We start from the raw sequence: 17,997 nt of genomic DNA on the forward strand, positions 1-17,997 counted from the left end.
CCGAAGTGGCGAATGAGCCACTGTAGGTCACGAAGTAAACAGAAATTAACGTTCGCGCTTGCTTGTAGAGGAAAAGCAGGTAAAACGACGCAGATGGCCGGAGTCGGGTTCCGCCCGCTGAGGGACAACGTAAAAAGGTAAGAATTGAAATGAAGGCTGGTTCAAAATTTTTGAACGCGGTGTCGGCGGTTGCGCTGTCTGCTGGTGTTTCTTCGGTTGCGGGCTTGGGAGTGCTTGCTTCAGCGGGTGCAGCGAATGCCGCCGTTGTCAGCAGGATTGATGTTCGTGGCGCCGAAAGAGCAGGTGCCGAATCCGTACGTTCGAACATCACCATCGCGCCCGGACGCAATTTTTCCAATTCGGACATCGATGAATCGGTGAAGCGTCTTTACGCCACCGGGTACTTCTCGAATGTCTCCATGCGCGTCGCCGGCAATGCACTGGTTGTTACCGTCAGTGAAAACCAGATGGTCAACCAGGTTGTGTTCAACGGCAACCGGAAGATCAAGGACGAGAAGCTGACGGGTGTCGTCTCGACGCAGCCGCTCGGCCCGTTCAATCAGGCGCTTGTCACTGCGGATATCGCCCGCATCAAGGAAGCCTATGCCGCGATCGGTCGCAGCGACGTCGAAGTCACGACGCAGACCGTTTCCGTCGGTCAGGGGCGCGTAAACATCGCCTTCGTTATCAATGAAGGCGAGCGCACGAAGATCGGCCGCATCGATTTCGTTGGCAACAATGCCTATAGCGATGGCCGTCTGGCTGCCGTTATCAACACCAAGAAGTCCAACATGCTGTCGTTCCTGACGCGTAAGGACGTTTACAACGAGGACAAGCTGCGCGCCGACGAAGAGGCGCTGCGCCAGTTCTACTACAACCGTGGTTACGCCGACTTCCGCGTCGTGTCGTCCGAGGCTGTGCTGGACGAGTCCAAGAACGAATACAACATCACCGTCACGGTTGATGAAGGTCAGAAGTACGACTTCGGCAACGTTGCGGTTGAATCGACCGTTCCGGGCGTCGATGGCGCTGAACTGCAGGGCCTGCTCGAGACTCGTCAGGGCGCAACATACAGCGCCAAGGAAGTTCAGCAGAGCATGGAAGCCATCAACAAGCGTGTTGCTGCCGAAGGTTATCCCTTCGCACGCGTCACGCCGCGTGGCGACCGTGATATGGGCGGCAACACCGTTGGTGTGACCTACATCGTCGATCAGGGCGAGCGCGCTTACGTCGAACGCATTGAAATCCGCGGCAACACCCGCACGCGCGACTACGTTATTCGCCGCGAGTTCGACATCTCCGAAGGCGATGCCTTCAACCAGTCCATCGTGACGTCTGCGAAGCGTCGTCTGGAAGCTCTCGGTTACTTCTCGAAGGTCAATGTTTCGACGACTGGCGGCAGTGCGCCGGATCGTGTCGTTATCGTTGTCGATGTTGAAGATCAGGCGACCGGCTCGTTCGGTATCGGTGCAGGTTACTCGCAGAACGACGGCGTGCTGCTTGAAGCGTCTGTCGAAGAGAAGAACTTCCTCGGTCGCGGCCAGTACATTCGCCTTGCGGCAGGTGCGGGCGAAGACGATGCGCGCAGCTATACGCTGTCCTTTACCGAGCCCTACTTCCTTGGTTACCGTCTGGCAGCAGGTTTCGACCTGTTTAAGAGCCAGAGCCGTAGCGAAGACTATTACGACTACGACGAACAGGGCTTCACGCTGCGCGTAACGGCGCCGATCACGGAAGATGTGTCTACGACCTTCAAGTACACCTACAAGCAGATCAATTACGACGGCGAAGGCGATTGGCAAAACCCTGCCAACCTCGCTCAGCCGTATCAGGATCTGATTCGCGGCGAAGACTGGACCCAGTCGATCATTGCGAACGTATTGAACTACAACACGCTCGATGACCGCAACATGCCACGCGAAGGCTGGCAGGCGCAGCTCACGAACGAGTTCGCAGGTCTTGGCGGTGATTCCGAATACTACAAGATCTACGCGAAGGCCCGTTATTACTACACCTTCTCGGATGAGTACGATGTCATCGGCTCGCTGACGGGGCAGGCTGGCCATGTTGCACCGACGGGTGACAACCTGCTCGTCTTCGACCAGTTCAAGTTCGGTGGCCGTCAGGTTCGCGGCTTCAAGAACGATGGTATCGGTCCGCGTATCGGTAACGACTCCATCGGTGGTACAACCTACTTCGCGGCTTCTGCTGAAATCACCGCTCCGATGCCGGGCGTTCCGGAAGACTTCGGCCTGCGTCTTGCTGGTTTTGTCGATGCCGGTACGATGTACGGAAACAAGGTTTCCACTACGCAGACCGTTCAGGACGACAATTCCATTCGCGCATCGGCTGGTATCGGTGTGATGTGGGCGTCGCCGTTTGGCCCGATCCGCGTCGATTACGCCGTACCTTTCGCGAAGGAAGACTACGACGAGGAACAGCGTTTCCGGTTTGGCATGTCCAACACTTTCTGATATCGGCAGTCCAGAACTGCAACTTTGAACGTTCTGGAGTTTCCGTCTGATGGAATACAACGGCTTTTTTCCGCCCCACGAAGGAATGCGATTGAAAGATATCGCAGACCGTCTTGGGGCGGAACTGTCTGATGAGGCGGCTGGCGAGCGGATCGTAAGATCCGTCGCGCCCGTCTACAGGGCAAAATCCGACCAGCTCTGCTACATTCTTTCCCGCAAGAACCGCGAGGAATTGCTGACATGCGAAGCGGCTGCCGTCATTTGTGACGCCGCCCTTGCAGGCGCTGTCCCTTCCCATATTCCGGCATTGATCTCGAAGACGCCGCATACACTCTTTGCGCAGGTTGGTGCCCTGTTGCATCCGGCCGCGATGCGTCCGTCGATGATCGGTCATGTCGAGACGGAAGTGTCGGCTGCCGCGCATGTTGATCCAAGTGCACACCTGGAAGATGGCGTGATCGTCGAGCCGTTTGCGGTGATCGGTGCAGGTGCCCGCATCGGCGCGGGTACGCGTATCGGGCCAGGCGCGATCATTGGTCCCAACGTCCAGGTCGGCCGTGACTGTACGATTGCGGGCGGTGCCAGCATTCTGGTGTCGCTGCTTGGGAACAATGTCATCATCCACAACGGCGCACGTATCGGCCAGGACGGTTTTGGGTATGCACCGGGTCCGCGTGGCATGCTCAAGATCGTGCAGATCGGCCGCGTCATCATTCAGGATCATGTCGAGATCGGTGCCAATACAACAATCGATCGCGGTACAATGGATGACACGGTCATCGGCGAAGGCACGAAGATCGACAATCAGGTCCAGATCGGTCACAACGTCCGCATCGGTCGCCATTGCGGCATCGTCAGCAAGGTCGGCATTGCGGGCAGCACCCGTATCGGCGACGGGGTGATGATTGGCGGAGCGGTGGGCGTGAATGGCCACATCACGATCGGGGACGGCGTTCAGATCGCCGCGATGAGCGGTGTCGTTGCCGATGTACCGGCAGGTGCGCGATACGGTGGCGTACCCGCCCGTCCCATGAAGCATTTCCTGCGCGACATGGCCGATATTCTGGCCCGCGCCGAAGAGCGTGATAAAAAAACAGGAGAAAAAAACAATGGCTGAAGAAACGAAGACGACGCTTGGCGCGGCTGACATTCTGGAAGTGATGAAGCTGCTGCCGCATCGTTATCCGTTTTTGCTCATCGACAAGATCATTGAGATCGATGGCGACAATTCGGCAATCGGCATCAAGAACGTAACGGTCAATGAGCCGCACTTCACCGGCCATTTCCCTGATCGTCCGATTATGCCTGGTGTCCTGATCGTGGAAGCCATGGCCCAGACGGCTGGCGCAATCTGTGCCCGCAATCAGGGTGATGGGGGCTATCTCGTCTATTTCATGACGATCGACAATGCCCGGTTCCGCAAGCCTGTCGTTCCGGGCGATCGTCTGGAAATTCATGTCGTGAAGCAGCGCCAGCGTGGTAATGTATGGAAGTTCCATTGCGAGGCGAAAGTCGACGGCGCACTGGTTGCCGAGGCGGATGTCGGCGCGATGATGATCCCTGAGGATCAGCAATGAGCAAGATCGCGGCTTCGGCCACAATTCATCCAAGCGCGGTTGTCGAAGACGGCGCCGTGATCGGAGAAAATGTTTCCATCGGTCCTTTCAGCTATGTCGGACCGAAAGTGACTTTGCGCGATGGCGTCAAGCTGCTGAACCACGCTGTCGTAACCGGCAACACGGTGATCGGTGAGAACTCGGTCGTTTATCCCATGGCCGTCATTGGCGGCCCGCCGCAGGCAATCCGCCATGACGGTTCTGAAACGACGCTGACAATCGGCGCGCGCTGCACGATGCGCGAAGGCGTGACGATGAATGCCGGCAGCTCGGATGGCGGAAGCAAGACCGTCGTTGGCGATGACAATCTGTTCCTTGCCAATTCGCATGTCGCGCATGATTGTATTCTTGGTGACCACATTGTTCTGTCGAACAATGTCATGCTGGCCGGTCACGTTGTCGTCGGAGATCGTGCTATTCTCGGTGGCGGTTGCGCCGTGCACCAGTTCACGCGCATCGGCCGTCAGGCGTTTATCGGCGGGCTCTCCGCCGTCAATTACGATGTCATCCCTTACGGCATGCTGAATGGCAATCCGGGTATTCTCGGTGGCCTCAACGTTGTTGGCATGACGCGCGCGGGCATTGAACGGGCGGATATCCACAAGGTACGCCGTATCTTCAAGCAGGTCTTCGAAAACGAAGGCGCAATCCGCGTCAATGCGGCCGCCATCGAACGCGCAGACTACGCCGATTGCCCGCAGGCGCTTGAGGTTCTCGACTTCATCCTCGCAGCGACCGACCGGCCTATTTCTTCGCCGAACCGGGGCAAGTAAGCCGTGGAGAACCGCGGGCGCCTCGCCATCATTGCGGGCAGCGGGCAGTTGCCGCTGTACGTGGCTGGCGCGGCGCGCGACATGGGCGAAAACCCGTTCGTTGTCCGCCTGCGTGATGATTCGAATCTTGATTGGCAGGGCTTCGACAGCGCCGTCATCAGTGTCGGCGATGTCGCAGGCCTTGGCAGGTTGCTCAAGGAGAAGGGCATAGATCGTGTCGTTCTCTCCGGCGCCGTGGCGCGCCGCCCTGAATGGCGTGAAATTCGCCCTGCTGCGAAGATATTGCTTCGGCTGCCGTCAATCGTCCGGACGTTGTTGTCCGGCGGTGATGACACCGTGCTGCAGATGGTCATCAAGATCATCGAAACGCTGGGTGCGCGGGTAATCGGTGCGCACGAGATCGCGCCCGGTCTTCTCGCCACCACTGGTCCGTTTGGTCTTCACAAACCGCAGGAAGAAGACCTGCGCGATATCCGCAAGGCGGCTAAGGCTGCGCTTGCGCTCGGCACCCTCGATGTCGGGCAAGGTGCCGTCTCCGTGGGCGGACGAATCGTGGCGCTGGAGGGCGTTGAAGGGACGGACGCGATGCTCGGACGAGTTGCTACGCTTCGGGCCGAAGGACGCATTTCTGCCCGTCGCAAGGGCGTTCTCGTCAAGCTCTGCAAACCGCAGCAGGACATCAGGGCCGATTTGCCGACCATCGGTATCGAGACGGTCCAGAATGCCGCGAGAGCAGGCCTTGCGGGCATTGCGGTCGAAGCGGGCAGGGCGCTTGTTCTCGATCGGGATGCCATGTTGAAAGCAGCCGATGCACACGGCATTTTCGTTTGCGGCATCGATACGTCACTTGATGGGGATATGATCTGATGGCTGAAACGCTGAAGGTTGCCGTGATCGCCGGTGAAGTATCCGGCGATCTTCTTGGGGCGGACCTGATACGGGCGCTGAAGACACAATATGCGGGCGAGGTCCAGCTTGTCGGCGTGGGGGGAGAAGCGCTGGAGGCGGAGGGCCTGGCGTCGTTTTTCGACTATTCGGAACTCTCCATCATGGGGTTCACGCAGGTTCTGAAGAAGCTGCCGAAACTCATCGCGCGGATAAAACAGACGGCGCTCGGGATTATTGCGGAAAAGCCCGATGTTCTGCTCATCATCGATAGCCCGGATTTCACCCATCGTGTCGCCAGGAAGGTACGGCAGGCGTTACCGGATCTGCCGGTGGTCAATTATGTTTGCCCCAGTGTCTGGGCCTGGAAGGAATACCGGGCCAAAGCGATGCTGTCCTATGTCGATCACGTTCTCGCATTATTGCCGTTCGAGCCGGATGCGATGAAACGGCTGGGCGGACCGCCCACGACCTTTGTCGGCCATCGCCTGAGCGTCGATCCGGATTTGCTGGCGGTGCGAAAAAAGCGGGCCGAGCGCGCTTTGCCAGAGGCTGGCGAAGCTCGCACAATTCTCCTGTTGCCCGGCTCAAGGTCGACGGAAACGACGCGGCTGATGGAGCCTTTTCAGGAGGCGGCGAAGGCGTTTGTGGAGCGTAACGGACCAGCGCGTTTTGTCTTGCCGACAGTATCCCGCCAGGAAAAGCGTATTCGTGAAATGGCAGCAGGCTGGCCGGAAAACATCAGGCCGGAAATCGGTGTTGGCGCTGATTTCAAATGGCAGGCCTTTGCCGAAGCTGACGCGGCCATCGCTGCCTCGGGCACGGTCATTCTTGAGCTTGCGCTGGCGACGGTTCCGACCATCTCCGTCTACAAGACCGACTGGATTTTCACCATGCTCAGCAAGCGCGTCAAAACCTGGACGGGAGCATTGCCGAATCTTATCGCCGATTATGTGGTAGTACCTGAGTATTTCAACGAGGTTGTCCGCGCCGGCTCCATGTTGCGCTGGGCCGAGCGTCTTTCGTCGGACACGCTTCAGCGGCGTGCGATGCTGGAAGGGTACGCGGTGGTGCAGGAGCGTTTGCACACCGACGTGCCTCCGGGTGAAACCGGCGCTCGCATTCTCCTCGAAGTGGCACGCAAGCGCGGTCAACGCGGATAGGATTGCGATAGAGCGGGTACCGGGCTTTCCAATATCGCGCCGCGCATACGTCCAGTTCTGAAACTCTTCAATGAAAAAAAGGCCGGCGGGTTTCCCCGTCGGCCTTTTTGGTGGGCTGGTTGCCGGCGCTTAGCGCTTGGAAACCGGAACATAGTCGCGCTTGCCTGCGCCCGTGTAGAGCTGGCGCGGACGGCCGATGCGCTGCTGCGGATCTTCGATCATCTCGTTCCACTGTGCGATCCAGCCGACGGTACGGGCAAGAGCGAACAGAACAGTGAACATGGTCGTGGGGAAGCCGAGAGCCTTCAGCGTAATGCCGGAGTAGAAGTCGACGTTCGGATACAGTTTCTTTTCGACGAAGTACGGATCGGAAAGAGCGATCTTTTCCAGTTCCAGCGCGACCTGCATGATCGGATCGTCGGAGTTGCCGGTTGCTTCCAGCACTTCGTACATCGTCTTCTGCATGATCTTGGCGCGCGGGTCGTAGTTCTTGTAGACGCGGTGGCCAAAGCCCATCAGGCGGAACGGATCGTTCTTGTCCTTGGCGCGGGCGATGTACTCAGGAATGCGGTCAACCGAACCGATTTCGTTGAGCATGTTGAGCGCAGCTTCGTTCGCGCCGCCATGTGCCGGACCCCAGAGGCAGGCGATGCCAGCAGCGATACAGGCGAACGGGTTTGCACCCGAAGAACCGGCAAGACGCACCGTCGAGGTGGAAGCGTTCTGCTCGTGATCGGCGTGCAGGATGAAGATGCGATCCATGGCGCGGGCCAGAACCGGATCGACCTTGTACTCTTCGCACGGTACGGCAAAGCACATGTGCAGGAAGTTGGAGGCGTAATCCAGATCGTTCTTGGGGTAAACGAAGGGCTGGCCGATGTGGTACTTGTAGGCCATCGCGGCGATCGTCGGCATCTTGGCGATCATGCGCAGCGAAGCGACCATGCGCTGGTGCGGATCGGTGATGTCGGTCGAGTCGTGGTAGAAGGCGGAAAGCGCGCCGACGGTACCGCACATGACGGCCATCGGGTGTGCGTCGCGACGGTAGCCGGTGAAGAATCGGCTCATCTGCTCATGCACCATGGTGTGGCGCGTAACGCGGGTGTCGAAGTCCTTCTTCTGCGCAGAGGTAGGCAGTTCGCCGTAGAGCAGCAGGTAGCAGGTTTCGAGGAAGTCGCCCTGTTCGGCGAGCTGCTCGATCGGATAGCCCCGGTGAAGCAGAACGCCTTCGTCGCCGTCGATGTAGGTGATCTTGGATTCACAGGAGGCGGTGGACGTGAAACCAGGGTCGTAGGTGAAAGACCCTGTGTGTTTGTACAGCGTGCCGATATCGACGACGTTTGGTCCGATCGTGCCTTCCCGTACCGGGAGTTCGACCTGTTTATCGCCAAGTGTCACTGTAGCGCTTTTTTCCGTCATACTGATCCTCCGAAAACATGCGGGTGGGGGCGCTGGGACGCGCCCCGCGGTTAAGCGTCTGATGATTAGCTATATGATCCTTGCGCCGATGCCAAGCTATTCAAAGGTCAAATTGTGCATTGCGATAAGCCTGTTGCGCGCCTTCGTGAAGTTCGGTGAAGAGCCGATTAAATATCGGTCAACGGCCGGTTAAAGGAAAGGATTGCAATCCTCGGCATTGAATTGCAAACTTCTTTTTGGTCCGGCAGGGGGCAGCGCGGATTGGTCAGTCAAGGGGAAAGGCAGCATTTCAGTCATGCTGAAACGATGCAGGGTTCTTTACCCGGCACGGCTGAAATTATATGGCCCTTGCGAAGGTCCTCCGACACCATTGAGGCCAATGTGGCCACGTCTCTTGCGCCTCAGACGCACCGGCGCACGATCTCGCAGGTTCTGGCCGCCTCCGTGCCGCATGAGCGTGCCTTCGGCCACGATTTTCTTTTCATTCCGGTGTTTGTCGGGGCCGGAGCAGTTTTATGGTTTTCTCTGGAAAAGACGCCGCCATCGTCTGTCTTGTCTGTCCTTTTCCTGATGACGGTTGGGCTGGCGCTGTTATTTCGATATCGCAGTGGTCTTGCGGCGACGGTTTTTGCGGCAGCCGCATTCATGTTGCTCGGTATGGGCCTCGCAGACATTGAAACGCGGCGTGCGGGAACGATCATGCTGGATACGCCGGTGGTGACGACGATAACCGGCACGATCGGGCGACGCGAAGTCGATGCGCGCGGACAATGGCGCTACATCATCGACGTATCGGCGACGCAGGAGCCACGATTGTCGCGTCCTCCGGAGCGCGTTTCGATTCTGTCACGCGGCGGGGCGGAGGGAATTGCCGTTGGCGATATCATCCAGGGGAAGGCGCGCCTTTCGCCTCCATCCGGGCCAGCCTTGCCCGGACTGAACGATTTCGCCTTCGCATCCTATTTTCGCGGTATTGGCGCAACGGGCTTTTTTTATGCGGCGCCGAAAGCATTATCATCGACGCCAGAGGGTGTGAACGAACGGGGGAGCTGGCTGCAGCAGGCCGACCGCTGGCTTTATCTGCTCAGAAGCGCGATAGCCGACCGGATCCGCTCGGTCATTGGTGGGGATGCCGGAGCCTTTGCTGCATCCATTGTCACCGACGAAAGACATGCGATATCCGCAGCCACCATGGAGGCTTTGCGCGTCTCCGGGCTTGCCCATATCGTCGCCATATCCGGTCTGAACATGGCTCTGGCATCCGGAATATTTTTTGTTGGCCTGCGCATCGGCTTCAGCCTGTTTCCCGCCTTTGCGCAGCGGTGGCCGGTCAAGAAGATCGCTGCCTTCATGGCGCTGCTGATGACACTTGCTTATTACCTTATTTCGGGTTTCGCCGTTTCAGCAGAGCGGGCCTGGCTGATGATGTCGGTGATGCTCATCGCGATTCTTTTCGACAAGCCGTCGCTTAGCTTGCGCAATGTTGCTCTGTCCGCGTTCATCATTCTGGCGGTATCGCCTTCAGAGGTGATGGGGCCGAGTTTTCAGATGTCGTTTGCCGCTACCATAGCGCTGGTATCTGCCTATGCCTTCTGGAGCCGGTGGAGAGTGGACCGGGAACGCCTTTTTGTCGGAGCAAAACCGGCTTGGATGAGCGTTGTCGCCGCGGCGGCGACGGTCGTCGGTGGCGTGGTTGTCACGTCACTGATTGGTGGTCTGTCGACGGCTGTCTATTCCATCGAGCATTTTCATCGTGTCACCACCTACGGACTTGCCGCAAATCTAGCTGCGATGCCCGTCATGTCGCTGATCGTAATGCCGTTTGCGCTGATAGGCATGCTGCTCATGCCGTTCGGGCTCGACGCGCCGTTTCTGAAAGTCATGGGGTACGGCATGGCCCTTGTGATCGAAATCGCCAACGGCGTCGCCTCATGGGGCGGAAGCGCTGCCATTGGCCGTCAGCAAGGCTGGTTTCTGATAATAGCGACGGCGGGATTTCTCCTGCTTGCACTTCTGCGTACGCGTCTTGCTTTGGCGGGTGTTCCGTTTGTTGTCGTGGCTATTGCCATGACGATTGCCGAGTACCATCGACCGAAGCCGGATCTGTTGATCTTTGAGGATGGCGGCTTGGTGGCGCTGGTTGAAGACAATGCCGTCGCGGCAACGAAAGCGAGGCCGACCGGATTTGTATACGAACAGTGGAAGCGAGCCCTGCTTCTGCCCGACAGGACCGTATCGCCGAAATTCCTGCCACTAAGCGAAAATGCAGGCTCTTCAGGGAATAGCCGCCGTCTGAGCGAGGAAGAAAGGTCGGAGGCGTTTAGAGATATTGCTGCAGCTGTAGCACATAGAGGCGAAGGCTTTACGTGCCAGAGAGGCATCTGGTGCGCAGTTCATAGTGGAAAAGGACAGCGCATCGTCGTGCTGGAAGATCCAACCCTTGCCGGAGGAAGTTGCGACATTGCCGACATCATCGTCACGTCGCGAGGGACGTCGTTTCAGGACTGCCGTTCCGGCGCCATTCTTTTCAGTCAGAACATCCTGCGTCGGTTAGGTTCGGTCGAAATCACGCTGGGCGAGGGGAACAGCAGGCCAATTGCGAACCTGCGTAGCGCCATGGCCGGAACAGACCGACCATGGAGCGAGCATCGTTTTTATGAATGGAAAAGCCGGGCGTTCCACCGCGCTACATCGCAAACCATCGAGAAGCTGATGGCCGCTCGATGATTGCTGCCGGAGTGTCTGTTCATGCCTTAGCGCGAAGATCGGCGGTTATGGTGGCAATTTCACCAATTTCCTGCTCATGCGGCTCGTCGCGCCAGATTTCCGTCACGCCAGCCGCATACCACTCGCGCATGGTGGGAAGTGCCAGAAGGCGTTCGCAATAGGTCTTCGCGGCGGGTGAGAGATCAACGCCATAAGACTGAAAACGGAATGCGACGGGGCAGAAAAAAGCGTCGACTGCCGTAAATTTCGCGCCGGCCAGATAGGGGCCGCCAAAACGGGAAAGTCCTTCGCTCCAGAGCGCATCGATACGGCTGATATCTGCTGCAAGGGCGGCGTTTCCGGTCTTCAGCGTTGCGCGTATCCCGACGCACATGGGATAAAGATTACGAAGCGTGGAAAACCCCGCATGCATTTCGCTTGCAGCCGAACGGGACCATGCGCGTGCAACACTGTCTGCCGCCCACACGCCATCATGTCTTTCGGCAAGATATTCGACGATTGCCAGCGATTCCCAGACGGTTGTCTCGCCATCGACAAGGCACGGCACCTTGCCCGTCGGAGAAAATGTCGTGAACGGCACGTCCTGTCCAAATGGAACGAGCTTTTCATTGAAGTCGATACCGAGCGTCCGCATCAACACCCACGGCCTCAATGACCATGAAGAGTAGTTCTTGTTGGCGATAAAAAGATCGTACATGGCGTTTCTCCCGATATGACTGGCGCTTATTAGAACGAACGAGAGCACCTCGAATATCGAAAATAATCCATGGCTCCCATAAGCTGTATTGATGGATATCGTGGTGATGTTCGTAAAATCGCGTCCTACACGATCCATCGCCAGATCGAAACTTGCTCAATGCCCGGCTCTTCGTCGCCGCGGATCGATATGGGCCAATCGGGCAGATATTCGCCTGGATGGCAGGACATGACGGGCCTGATTGCGCAAACGCAAAAAGTCACGCTCCCCGACAGATCAAATCCGGGAGCGCTGTTTTGAAACTGGTCTTCGCCCTGAAGCCCAAGCCGTCAGTGATAACGTCGGATGAGCCCCACCAGCTTGCCCTGGATTTTCACCCGGTCAGGTCCGAAGATGCGCGTTTCATAGGCCGGGTTTGCAGCCTCAAGAGCGATGGAGGCACCCTTGCGTCGGAAGCGCTTGAGTGTCGCTTCTTCGTCGTCGACCAGCGCCACGACGATATCGCCCGGGTTAGCCGTGCTGCCATCGCGGATAATGACCGTATCGCCGTCGAAAATCCCGGCCTCGATCATCGAGTCGCCCTTGACCTCCAGCGCATAGTGTTCACCTGAACCAAGCATGTCGACAGGCACAGCCACATCGTGCGTATTGTTCTGGATCGCTGAAATCGGCACACCGGCCGCGATACGCCCCATTACCGGAACGTTGACGGCACCGGCGAGATCGTTGCTGGCGGGCTTAAGCGACGGGGCTGGTTCCGGCGCCTTCGGTTTCCCGAGACTTCCTTCGATAATGCTAGGCGAGAAACCGCGCTGCGGCTTCAGCCCGGGCGAATAAGCCTCCGGCAGCTTGATGACTTCGAGCGCACGCGCTCTGTTCGGTAGCCGGCGAATGAATCCGCGCTCCTCAAGGGCCGTTATCAGCCTGTGAATGCCGGATTTGGAAGCAAGATCGAGTGCATCCTTCATCTCATCGAAGGATGGCGGCACGCCGGATTCCTTCATTCGCTCATGAATGAAGAGAAGCAGTTCCTGTTGTTTGCGCGTCAGCATGAGGAAACACCCTTGAGAATCGCATTGAAAAGTTGCGAAACAAATACAGAACGAACACTATATGTTCCATATGTGTTCTGCAATCCCCTAAAATTTCGTGAAGTGGCGATGCGTTGTGTTGATGATTTGCCAGCAATGCCCTGAACGTGCTTTGTTTCGTCTCGTGGACGTGGGGCATGCCGCCTGCCACGTGAGAGAGGGGCTAGTGTGTGATGGCAAAACCTTGTGATGTCGACCATCTTGTTCTGCCGGTCGACGGTCTGGAAACGGCCGTGAGGCGGCTGGCGAGCCTCGGCTTTACCGTTGCACCCACGGCACTTCACCCCTTTGGCACACACAACGCCTGCATCTTTTTCAAGGACGGCACCTATCTCGAGCCGTTAGCCGTTGCTGATCCGGATAAGTATTCGGCGTCGATAAACGCTGGAAACACGTTTGCCGGCAGGGACCGCTTTTTTCGGCAAGTTAATGGCGATAATGGTTTTTCGGCGCTCGTCGCCAGGACGGATGACGCGCTGGCGGATCATCAGCGCTTCGTTGACGCGGGAGTTTCGGCTGGCGATGTTGTCGATTTTTCGCGACCGGTGACATTGCCGGATGGGTCGCAGAGCGAAGCGGCGTTCCGGCTGGCCTTTGCCGCGACAGGCAAGGCGTCCGATTTCTTTTTCTTTGCCTGCCAGCGGGTCAAGGCTCTGCCCGGCGATCGATCAGCCCTCGAAAGCCACGCGAATGGCGTGATCGGCCTCAGTGAAGTCCATCTGATTTCACCTGATCCGGCGGCGGTAACAGCTCTGATCGAGGCGGTTTTTCATGTTGCCGGAAGAGTGTCTCCAGGTGGAGGTATTGTGTTTGAGGCCGGAAATGTCGCCATATGTGTTGCGTCAGACCCCGCATCGCCGGAAGCCTTTCCTAAGGCCGGATCTGACGAAGGAAATGGCCTGTGCGGCGCGGCGATCGTATTTTCGTCGGCGGATATCGCCGTGACAGAAGCCGTGCTTGCTGCTAATGGCGTTCCCCATATGAGAGAGGGTGCCCGTCTGATGGTGCCCGCAGCACCCGGTCAGGGCGTCGCATTCGCCTTCGAGGAACAATGATGAGCGTTACCAATAATCTCAAAGTTACCGCCGGAGACGGCGCCACCAAGGTTTCCTTCTGCAACACGGAACGTTTTGCGCTGATTGCCGGCCCCTGCCAGATGGAGAGCCGCGACCATGCCTTCATGATCGCTGGCGTTCTGAAGGAGCTGTGTGAAAAACTCGGGATCGGTCTGGTCTATAAATCCTCCTTCGACAAGGCAAATCGTACTTCTCTGTCGGGCAAGCGCGGTATCGGCCTCGACAACGCCATGGAAATCTTTGCCGATCTGAAAAAGGAATTCGGCTTTCCGGTTCTGACGGACATCCATACCGAAGAGCAGTGCGCCGTTGTTTCCGAGGTCGTGGATGTGCTTCAGATCCCAGCCTTCCTCAGCCGCCAGACGGATCTTCTGGTGGCGGCCGCCAGGACCGGCCGCGTCATCAACGTCAAGAAGGGTCAGTTTCTGGCGCCGTGGGACATGAAGAACGTTCTGGCCAAGTTGAACGATACGGGCAATCCCAACGTGCTTCTTTGCGAGCGCGGCGCATCCTTCGGTTACAACACGCTGGTGTCCGACATGCGTTCGCTGCCAATCATGGCCTCGCTGGGCGCGCCCGTTGTTTTTGACGCCACGCATTCCGTGCAACAGCCGGGGGGGCAGGGCGGCTCCTCGGGCGGGCAGCGTGAATTCGTGGAAACGCTGGCGCGTGCTGCGGTCGCCGTCGGTGTGGCTGGTCTGTTCATCGAAACCCATGAAGATCCCGACAATGCCCCGTCCGATGGCCCGAATATGGTTCATCTGAAGGACATGCCGAAGCTTCTGGAAAAGCTTCTCGCATTCGACGCAATCGCCAAGGGCTGAGCTACGGATCGTTCTGCCCGGCGCGATTCGCCGCAATCGATTTAAATGGCGGACGGGTCGTTTCTGCCGCCCGCCGTCATTGTAATTTCTTCGCCATCGTCTAAGACATGCGACTGAACACACATCTGTTCCATTCCCAAGGGAGAGACCATGACTGCCATTACCGATATCATCGCGCGCGAAATTCTCGACAGCCGCGGCAATCCGACCGTTGAAGTCGATGTTTATCTCGAAGACGGCTCCATGGGCCGTGCGGCCGTCCCATCGGGCGCGTCGACCGGTGCGCATGAAGCTGTAGAGCTTCGCGATGGTGGCAAGCGTTATCTCGGCAAGGGCGTTGAAAAGGCTGTCGAAGCCGTCAACACGGAAATCTTCGATGCTCTCGGCGGTTTTGACGCTGAAAGCCAGATCCACATCGACAAGACGCTGATCGCGCTGGACGGTACGCCGAACAAGTCGCGTCTCGGCGCCAACGCCATTCTGGGCGTTTCTCTCGCTGTTGCCAAGGCTGCCGCCGAAACCACCGGCCTGCCGCTTTACCGTTACGTCGGTGGCCCGAATGCCCACGTTCTGCCGGTTCCGATGATGAACATCATCAACGGCGGCGCGCATGCCGACAACCCGATCGATTTTCAGGAATTCATGATCATGCCGGTCGGCGCGGAAGACATCCGTGACGCCGTGCGTATCGGTTCGGAAATCTTCCACGTCCTCAAGAAGGAACTGGCGGCACAGGGCCACAACACCAACGTTGGTGACGAGGGTGGTTTTGCTCCGGGCCTCAAGAGCGCGCCGGAAGCACTCGATTTCATCATGAAGTCTGTCGAGAAGGCTGGTTACAGACCGGGCGACGATGTTTTCCTCGCTCTCGACTGTGCGTCGACCGAGTTCTTCAAGAACGGCAAATACGAGATGGAAGGCGAAGGCCGCACGCTGGAGCCGGAAGCCATGGCGGATTACCTCGCCGAACTGGTTGGCAAATATCCGATCATCTCCATCGAAGACGGTATGGCAGAAGACGACTGGGACGGCTGGAAGTACCTGACGGACAAGGTCGGCTCCAAGGTGCAGCTGGTCGGCGACGATCTTTTCGTCACAAACTCCGCGCGTCTTCGCGATGGTATCAAGATGGGCGTTGCCAACTCCATCCTCGTCAAGGTCAACCAGATCGGGTCACTGACGGAAACGCTCGACGCCGTTGAAACGGCTCACAAGGCCCGTTACACCGCCGTTATGTCGCACCGTTCCGGCGAAACCGAGGATTCGACCATTGCCGATTTGGCTGTCGCGACGAACTGCGGTCAGATCAAGACCGGATCGCTGTCGCGTTCGGACCGTCTTGCAAAGTACAACCAGCTTATCCGCATCGAGGAAATGCTGGGTCCGCAGGCCGTTTACGCCGGCCGCTCGATCCTGCGCGGCTAATTTGTTTTCGATCTTTTGATAAGCAGCCCGCCCTTCGGCGGGCTGTTTTGTTTTTGGAGCAGGCGCGGCCAGCCACCTTTTCACATAAGGTCTTTCGAGGGCGCTTTACTTCCCGTTACCGTGGGCACGGCCAAGGTCATTGCGACTAAATCCATGGTCGCCAAAGTTTCTAATCCTGATCTTTCCGTCCGGAATCTCGTGGTTTTTTTGTGCTTTGCAACCGGTGAATTTTTAAGGTCAACGGATAGTTAAACAATCCGCCGTAGTCTTGGAATCATGTTACGCGTTTGAAGGCTTCTATCCGGCATGTGGACCAGACATCACAAAAAGAGACGATTCGGCCGCCTTGTTGTTCCGGCAATCACCATCGCTTTTCTTTCTTATTTCGGGTATCATTCCATTCATGGCGATTTTGGCCTTCAGGCAACGGAACGGCTGGAACGTCAGCGTCTGGCGCGGACGACGGAACTTGCCAGGCTGACGGAAGCGCGCGTTGCGCTGGAGCGGCAAGTGGAACTGCTGAGCGATGGTTCTCTTGAGCGTGACATGATAGACGAGATTTCGAGATATCAGCTCAATATGTCCCGTTCGGACGAAATCGTGATCATGAACGGATATTTCTGATTAACCGTAATGCGGTTAATTCGTCTTTTATGATTTATTCACAGCGCGTTAGCGTGAATATGTGCCATGCGTTTAAAGCATTGCTGCATGGCGCTTTCTTGAATATGGTACGGCCCACTCTATCCATTCTAATGGCAACTCAGGGAGGGATGAATGGCGCCGCGAAAATCCGCGTCCGTATCCGGCCGAAAGACCACGGCGAAAGCCGCCAGCGAATTTACCGGCAAGAACAGCCCGGACTTCTCTAAGGAGGAGGAGCTTCACGCGTATCGCGAGATGCTGCTGATCCGTCGTTTTGAAGAAAAGGCCGGCCAGCTTTATGGCATGGGCTTCATCGGCGGTTTCTGTCACCTTTACATTGGTCAGGAAGCTGTCGTCGTCGGCATGCAGATGGCGCAGAAGGAAGGCGATCAGGTCATTACCGCGTATCGCGATCACGGCCACATGCTGGCCTGCGGCATGAGCGCCCGTGGCGTCATGGCCGAGCTGACCGGCCGCAAGGGCGGTCTGTCCAAGGGCAAGGGCGGCTCCATGCACATGTTCTCGAAAGAGAAGCATTTCTATGGTGGCCACGGCATCGTCGGTGCGCAGGTTTCTCTCGGAACCGGCCTTGCTTTCGCCAACAGGTATCGCGGCAACGACAATGTGTCTGTCACCTATTTCGGCGATGGCGCTGCGAACCAGGGTCAGGTCTACGAGAGCTTCAATATGGCTGCTCTCTGGAAACTGCCGATCATCTATATCGTCGAAAACAACCGTTATGCCATGGGCACGTCCACGGCTCGCGCCACGGCGCAGTCGAACTACTCGCTGCGTGGCCAGTCCTTCGGCATTCCTGGTATCCAGGTTGACGGCATGGACGTTCGCGCCGTGAAGGCTGCGGCCGATCAGGCGCTGGAACACTGCCGTTCCGGCAAGGGTCCGATCATTCTCGAAATGCTGACCTACCGTTACCGTGGTCACTCCATGTCCGACCCGGCAAAGTACCGTTCCAAGGACGAAGTGCAGAAGATGCGCTCCGAACACGACCCCATCGAGCAGGTGAAGGCACGCCTTCTGGAGCAGGGCTGGGCGAGCGAAGATGAACTCAAGGCAATCGACAAGGATGTCCGTGACATCGTGGCCGACAGCGCCGACTTCGCCCAGAACGACCCAGAGCCGGATGCATCTGAGCTTTACACCGACATTCTGCTCTGATCGGGA

Annotated in this window: 15 protein-coding genes; 12 read left to right on the top strand and 3 right to left on the bottom strand. The window is 57.7% G+C overall.

Annotated features, from left to right (window positions below; genetic code table 11):
- Positions 1-149: 149 nt before the first annotated feature.
- From bamA to lpxB, 6 genes are read left to right on the top strand one after another with little or no spacing between them, the layout of a single operon-like run.
- On the top strand, positions 150-2,474 hold the full coding sequence (gene bamA, locus N7578_RS15475; protein ID WP_311111176.1) for an outer membrane protein assembly factor BamA: 2,325 nt from the start codon (positions 150-152) through the stop codon (positions 2,472-2,474).
- A gap of 49 nt (positions 2,475-2,523) precedes the next feature.
- Positions 2,524-3,591, top strand: coding sequence for a UDP-3-O-(3-hydroxymyristoyl)glucosamine N-acyltransferase (gene lpxD / locus N7578_RS15480; protein WP_311111177.1), 1,068 nt, complete (start codon positions 2,524-2,526; stop codon positions 3,589-3,591).
- A complete protein-coding gene (fabZ, locus tag N7578_RS15485) occupies positions 3,584-4,051 on the top strand; it encodes a 3-hydroxyacyl-ACP dehydratase FabZ (protein WP_311111178.1) in 468 nt (155 codons plus the stop codon). The genes lpxD and fabZ overlap by 8 nt, the downstream gene beginning before the upstream one ends.
- Positions 4,048-4,863, top strand: coding sequence for an acyl-ACP--UDP-N-acetylglucosamine O-acyltransferase (gene lpxA / locus N7578_RS15490; protein ID WP_311111179.1), 816 nt, complete (start codon positions 4,048-4,050; stop codon positions 4,861-4,863). The genes fabZ and lpxA overlap by 4 nt, the downstream gene beginning before the upstream one ends.
- Before the next feature lie 3 nt (positions 4,864-4,866).
- A complete protein-coding gene (locus N7578_RS15495) occupies positions 4,867-5,730 on the top strand; it encodes an LpxI family protein (RefSeq protein ID WP_311111180.1) in 864 nt (287 codons plus the stop codon).
- A complete protein-coding gene (lpxB, locus tag N7578_RS15500; protein ID WP_311111181.1) occupies positions 5,730-6,911 on the top strand; it encodes a lipid-A-disaccharide synthase in 1,182 nt (393 codons plus the stop codon). The genes N7578_RS15495 and lpxB overlap by 1 nt, the downstream gene beginning before the upstream one ends.
- Positions 6,912-7,040: 129 nt before the next feature.
- Here the strand turns inward: lpxB and gltA are convergent, their stop codons facing one another.
- Positions 7,041-8,330: a citrate synthase gene (gene gltA / locus N7578_RS15505; protein WP_138795469.1), complete on the bottom strand. Its 1,290-nt coding sequence runs from the start codon at positions 8,328-8,330 to the stop codon at positions 7,041-7,043.
- A gap of 306 nt (positions 8,331-8,636) precedes the next feature.
- Between gltA and N7578_RS15510 the strand changes: the two genes are divergently transcribed.
- The gene (locus N7578_RS15510) at positions 8,637-11,057 is read left to right on the top strand and encodes a ComEC/Rec2 family competence protein (protein ID WP_311111182.1); all 2,421 of its coding nucleotides are present in this window, start codon (positions 8,637-8,639) and stop codon (positions 11,055-11,057) included.
- A 19-nt stretch (positions 11,058-11,076) separates the two neighbouring features.
- Here N7578_RS15510 and N7578_RS15515 read toward each other — a convergent pair whose 3' ends face one another.
- Complete coding sequence (locus N7578_RS15515) at positions 11,077-11,754, bottom strand: glutathione S-transferase family protein (protein WP_311111183.1); 678 nt, start codon at positions 11,752-11,754, stop codon at positions 11,077-11,079.
- A gap of 329 nt (positions 11,755-12,083) precedes the next feature.
- Positions 12,084-12,806, bottom strand: a complete 723-nt coding sequence (gene lexA / locus N7578_RS15520) for a transcriptional repressor LexA (RefSeq protein WP_311111184.1) — start codon at positions 12,804-12,806, stop codon at positions 12,084-12,086.
- Positions 12,807-13,018: 212 nt separating this feature from the next.
- Here lexA and N7578_RS15525 point away from each other — a divergent pair, with 212 nt between their 5' ends.
- The 5 genes from N7578_RS15525 (at position 13,019) to pdhA (ending at position 17,991) form a co-directional block, all read left to right on the top strand.
- Positions 13,019-13,900: a VOC family protein gene (locus tag N7578_RS15525; RefSeq protein WP_311111185.1), complete on the top strand. Its 882-nt coding sequence runs from the start codon at positions 13,019-13,021 to the stop codon at positions 13,898-13,900.
- Positions 13,900-14,745: a 3-deoxy-8-phosphooctulonate synthase gene (gene kdsA, locus N7578_RS15530; protein WP_311111186.1), complete on the top strand. Its 846-nt coding sequence runs from the start codon at positions 13,900-13,902 to the stop codon at positions 14,743-14,745. The genes N7578_RS15525 and kdsA overlap by 1 nt, the downstream gene beginning before the upstream one ends.
- A gap of 150 nt (positions 14,746-14,895) precedes the next feature.
- A complete protein-coding gene (gene eno / locus N7578_RS15535; protein ID WP_311111187.1) occupies positions 14,896-16,170 on the top strand; it encodes a phosphopyruvate hydratase in 1,275 nt (424 codons plus the stop codon).
- Positions 16,171-16,476: 306 nt separating this feature from the next.
- Entirely contained in the window at positions 16,477-16,794 is a 318-nt protein-coding gene (locus N7578_RS15540; protein ID WP_311111188.1) for a septum formation initiator family protein, read from the top strand.
- Positions 16,795-16,947: 153 nt separating this feature from the next.
- Positions 16,948-17,991 (top strand): pyruvate dehydrogenase (acetyl-transferring) E1 component subunit alpha, encoded by a 1,044-nt coding sequence (gene pdhA, locus N7578_RS15545; protein ID WP_311111189.1) that lies wholly within the window; start codon positions 16,948-16,950, stop codon positions 17,989-17,991.
- Positions 17,992-17,997: the final 6 nt, after the last annotated feature.

It is taken from the genome of Agrobacterium tumefaciens (assembly GCF_031801495.1).
Taxonomy (GTDB): Bacteria; Pseudomonadota; Alphaproteobacteria; order Rhizobiales; family Rhizobiaceae; genus Agrobacterium; species Agrobacterium tumefaciens_K.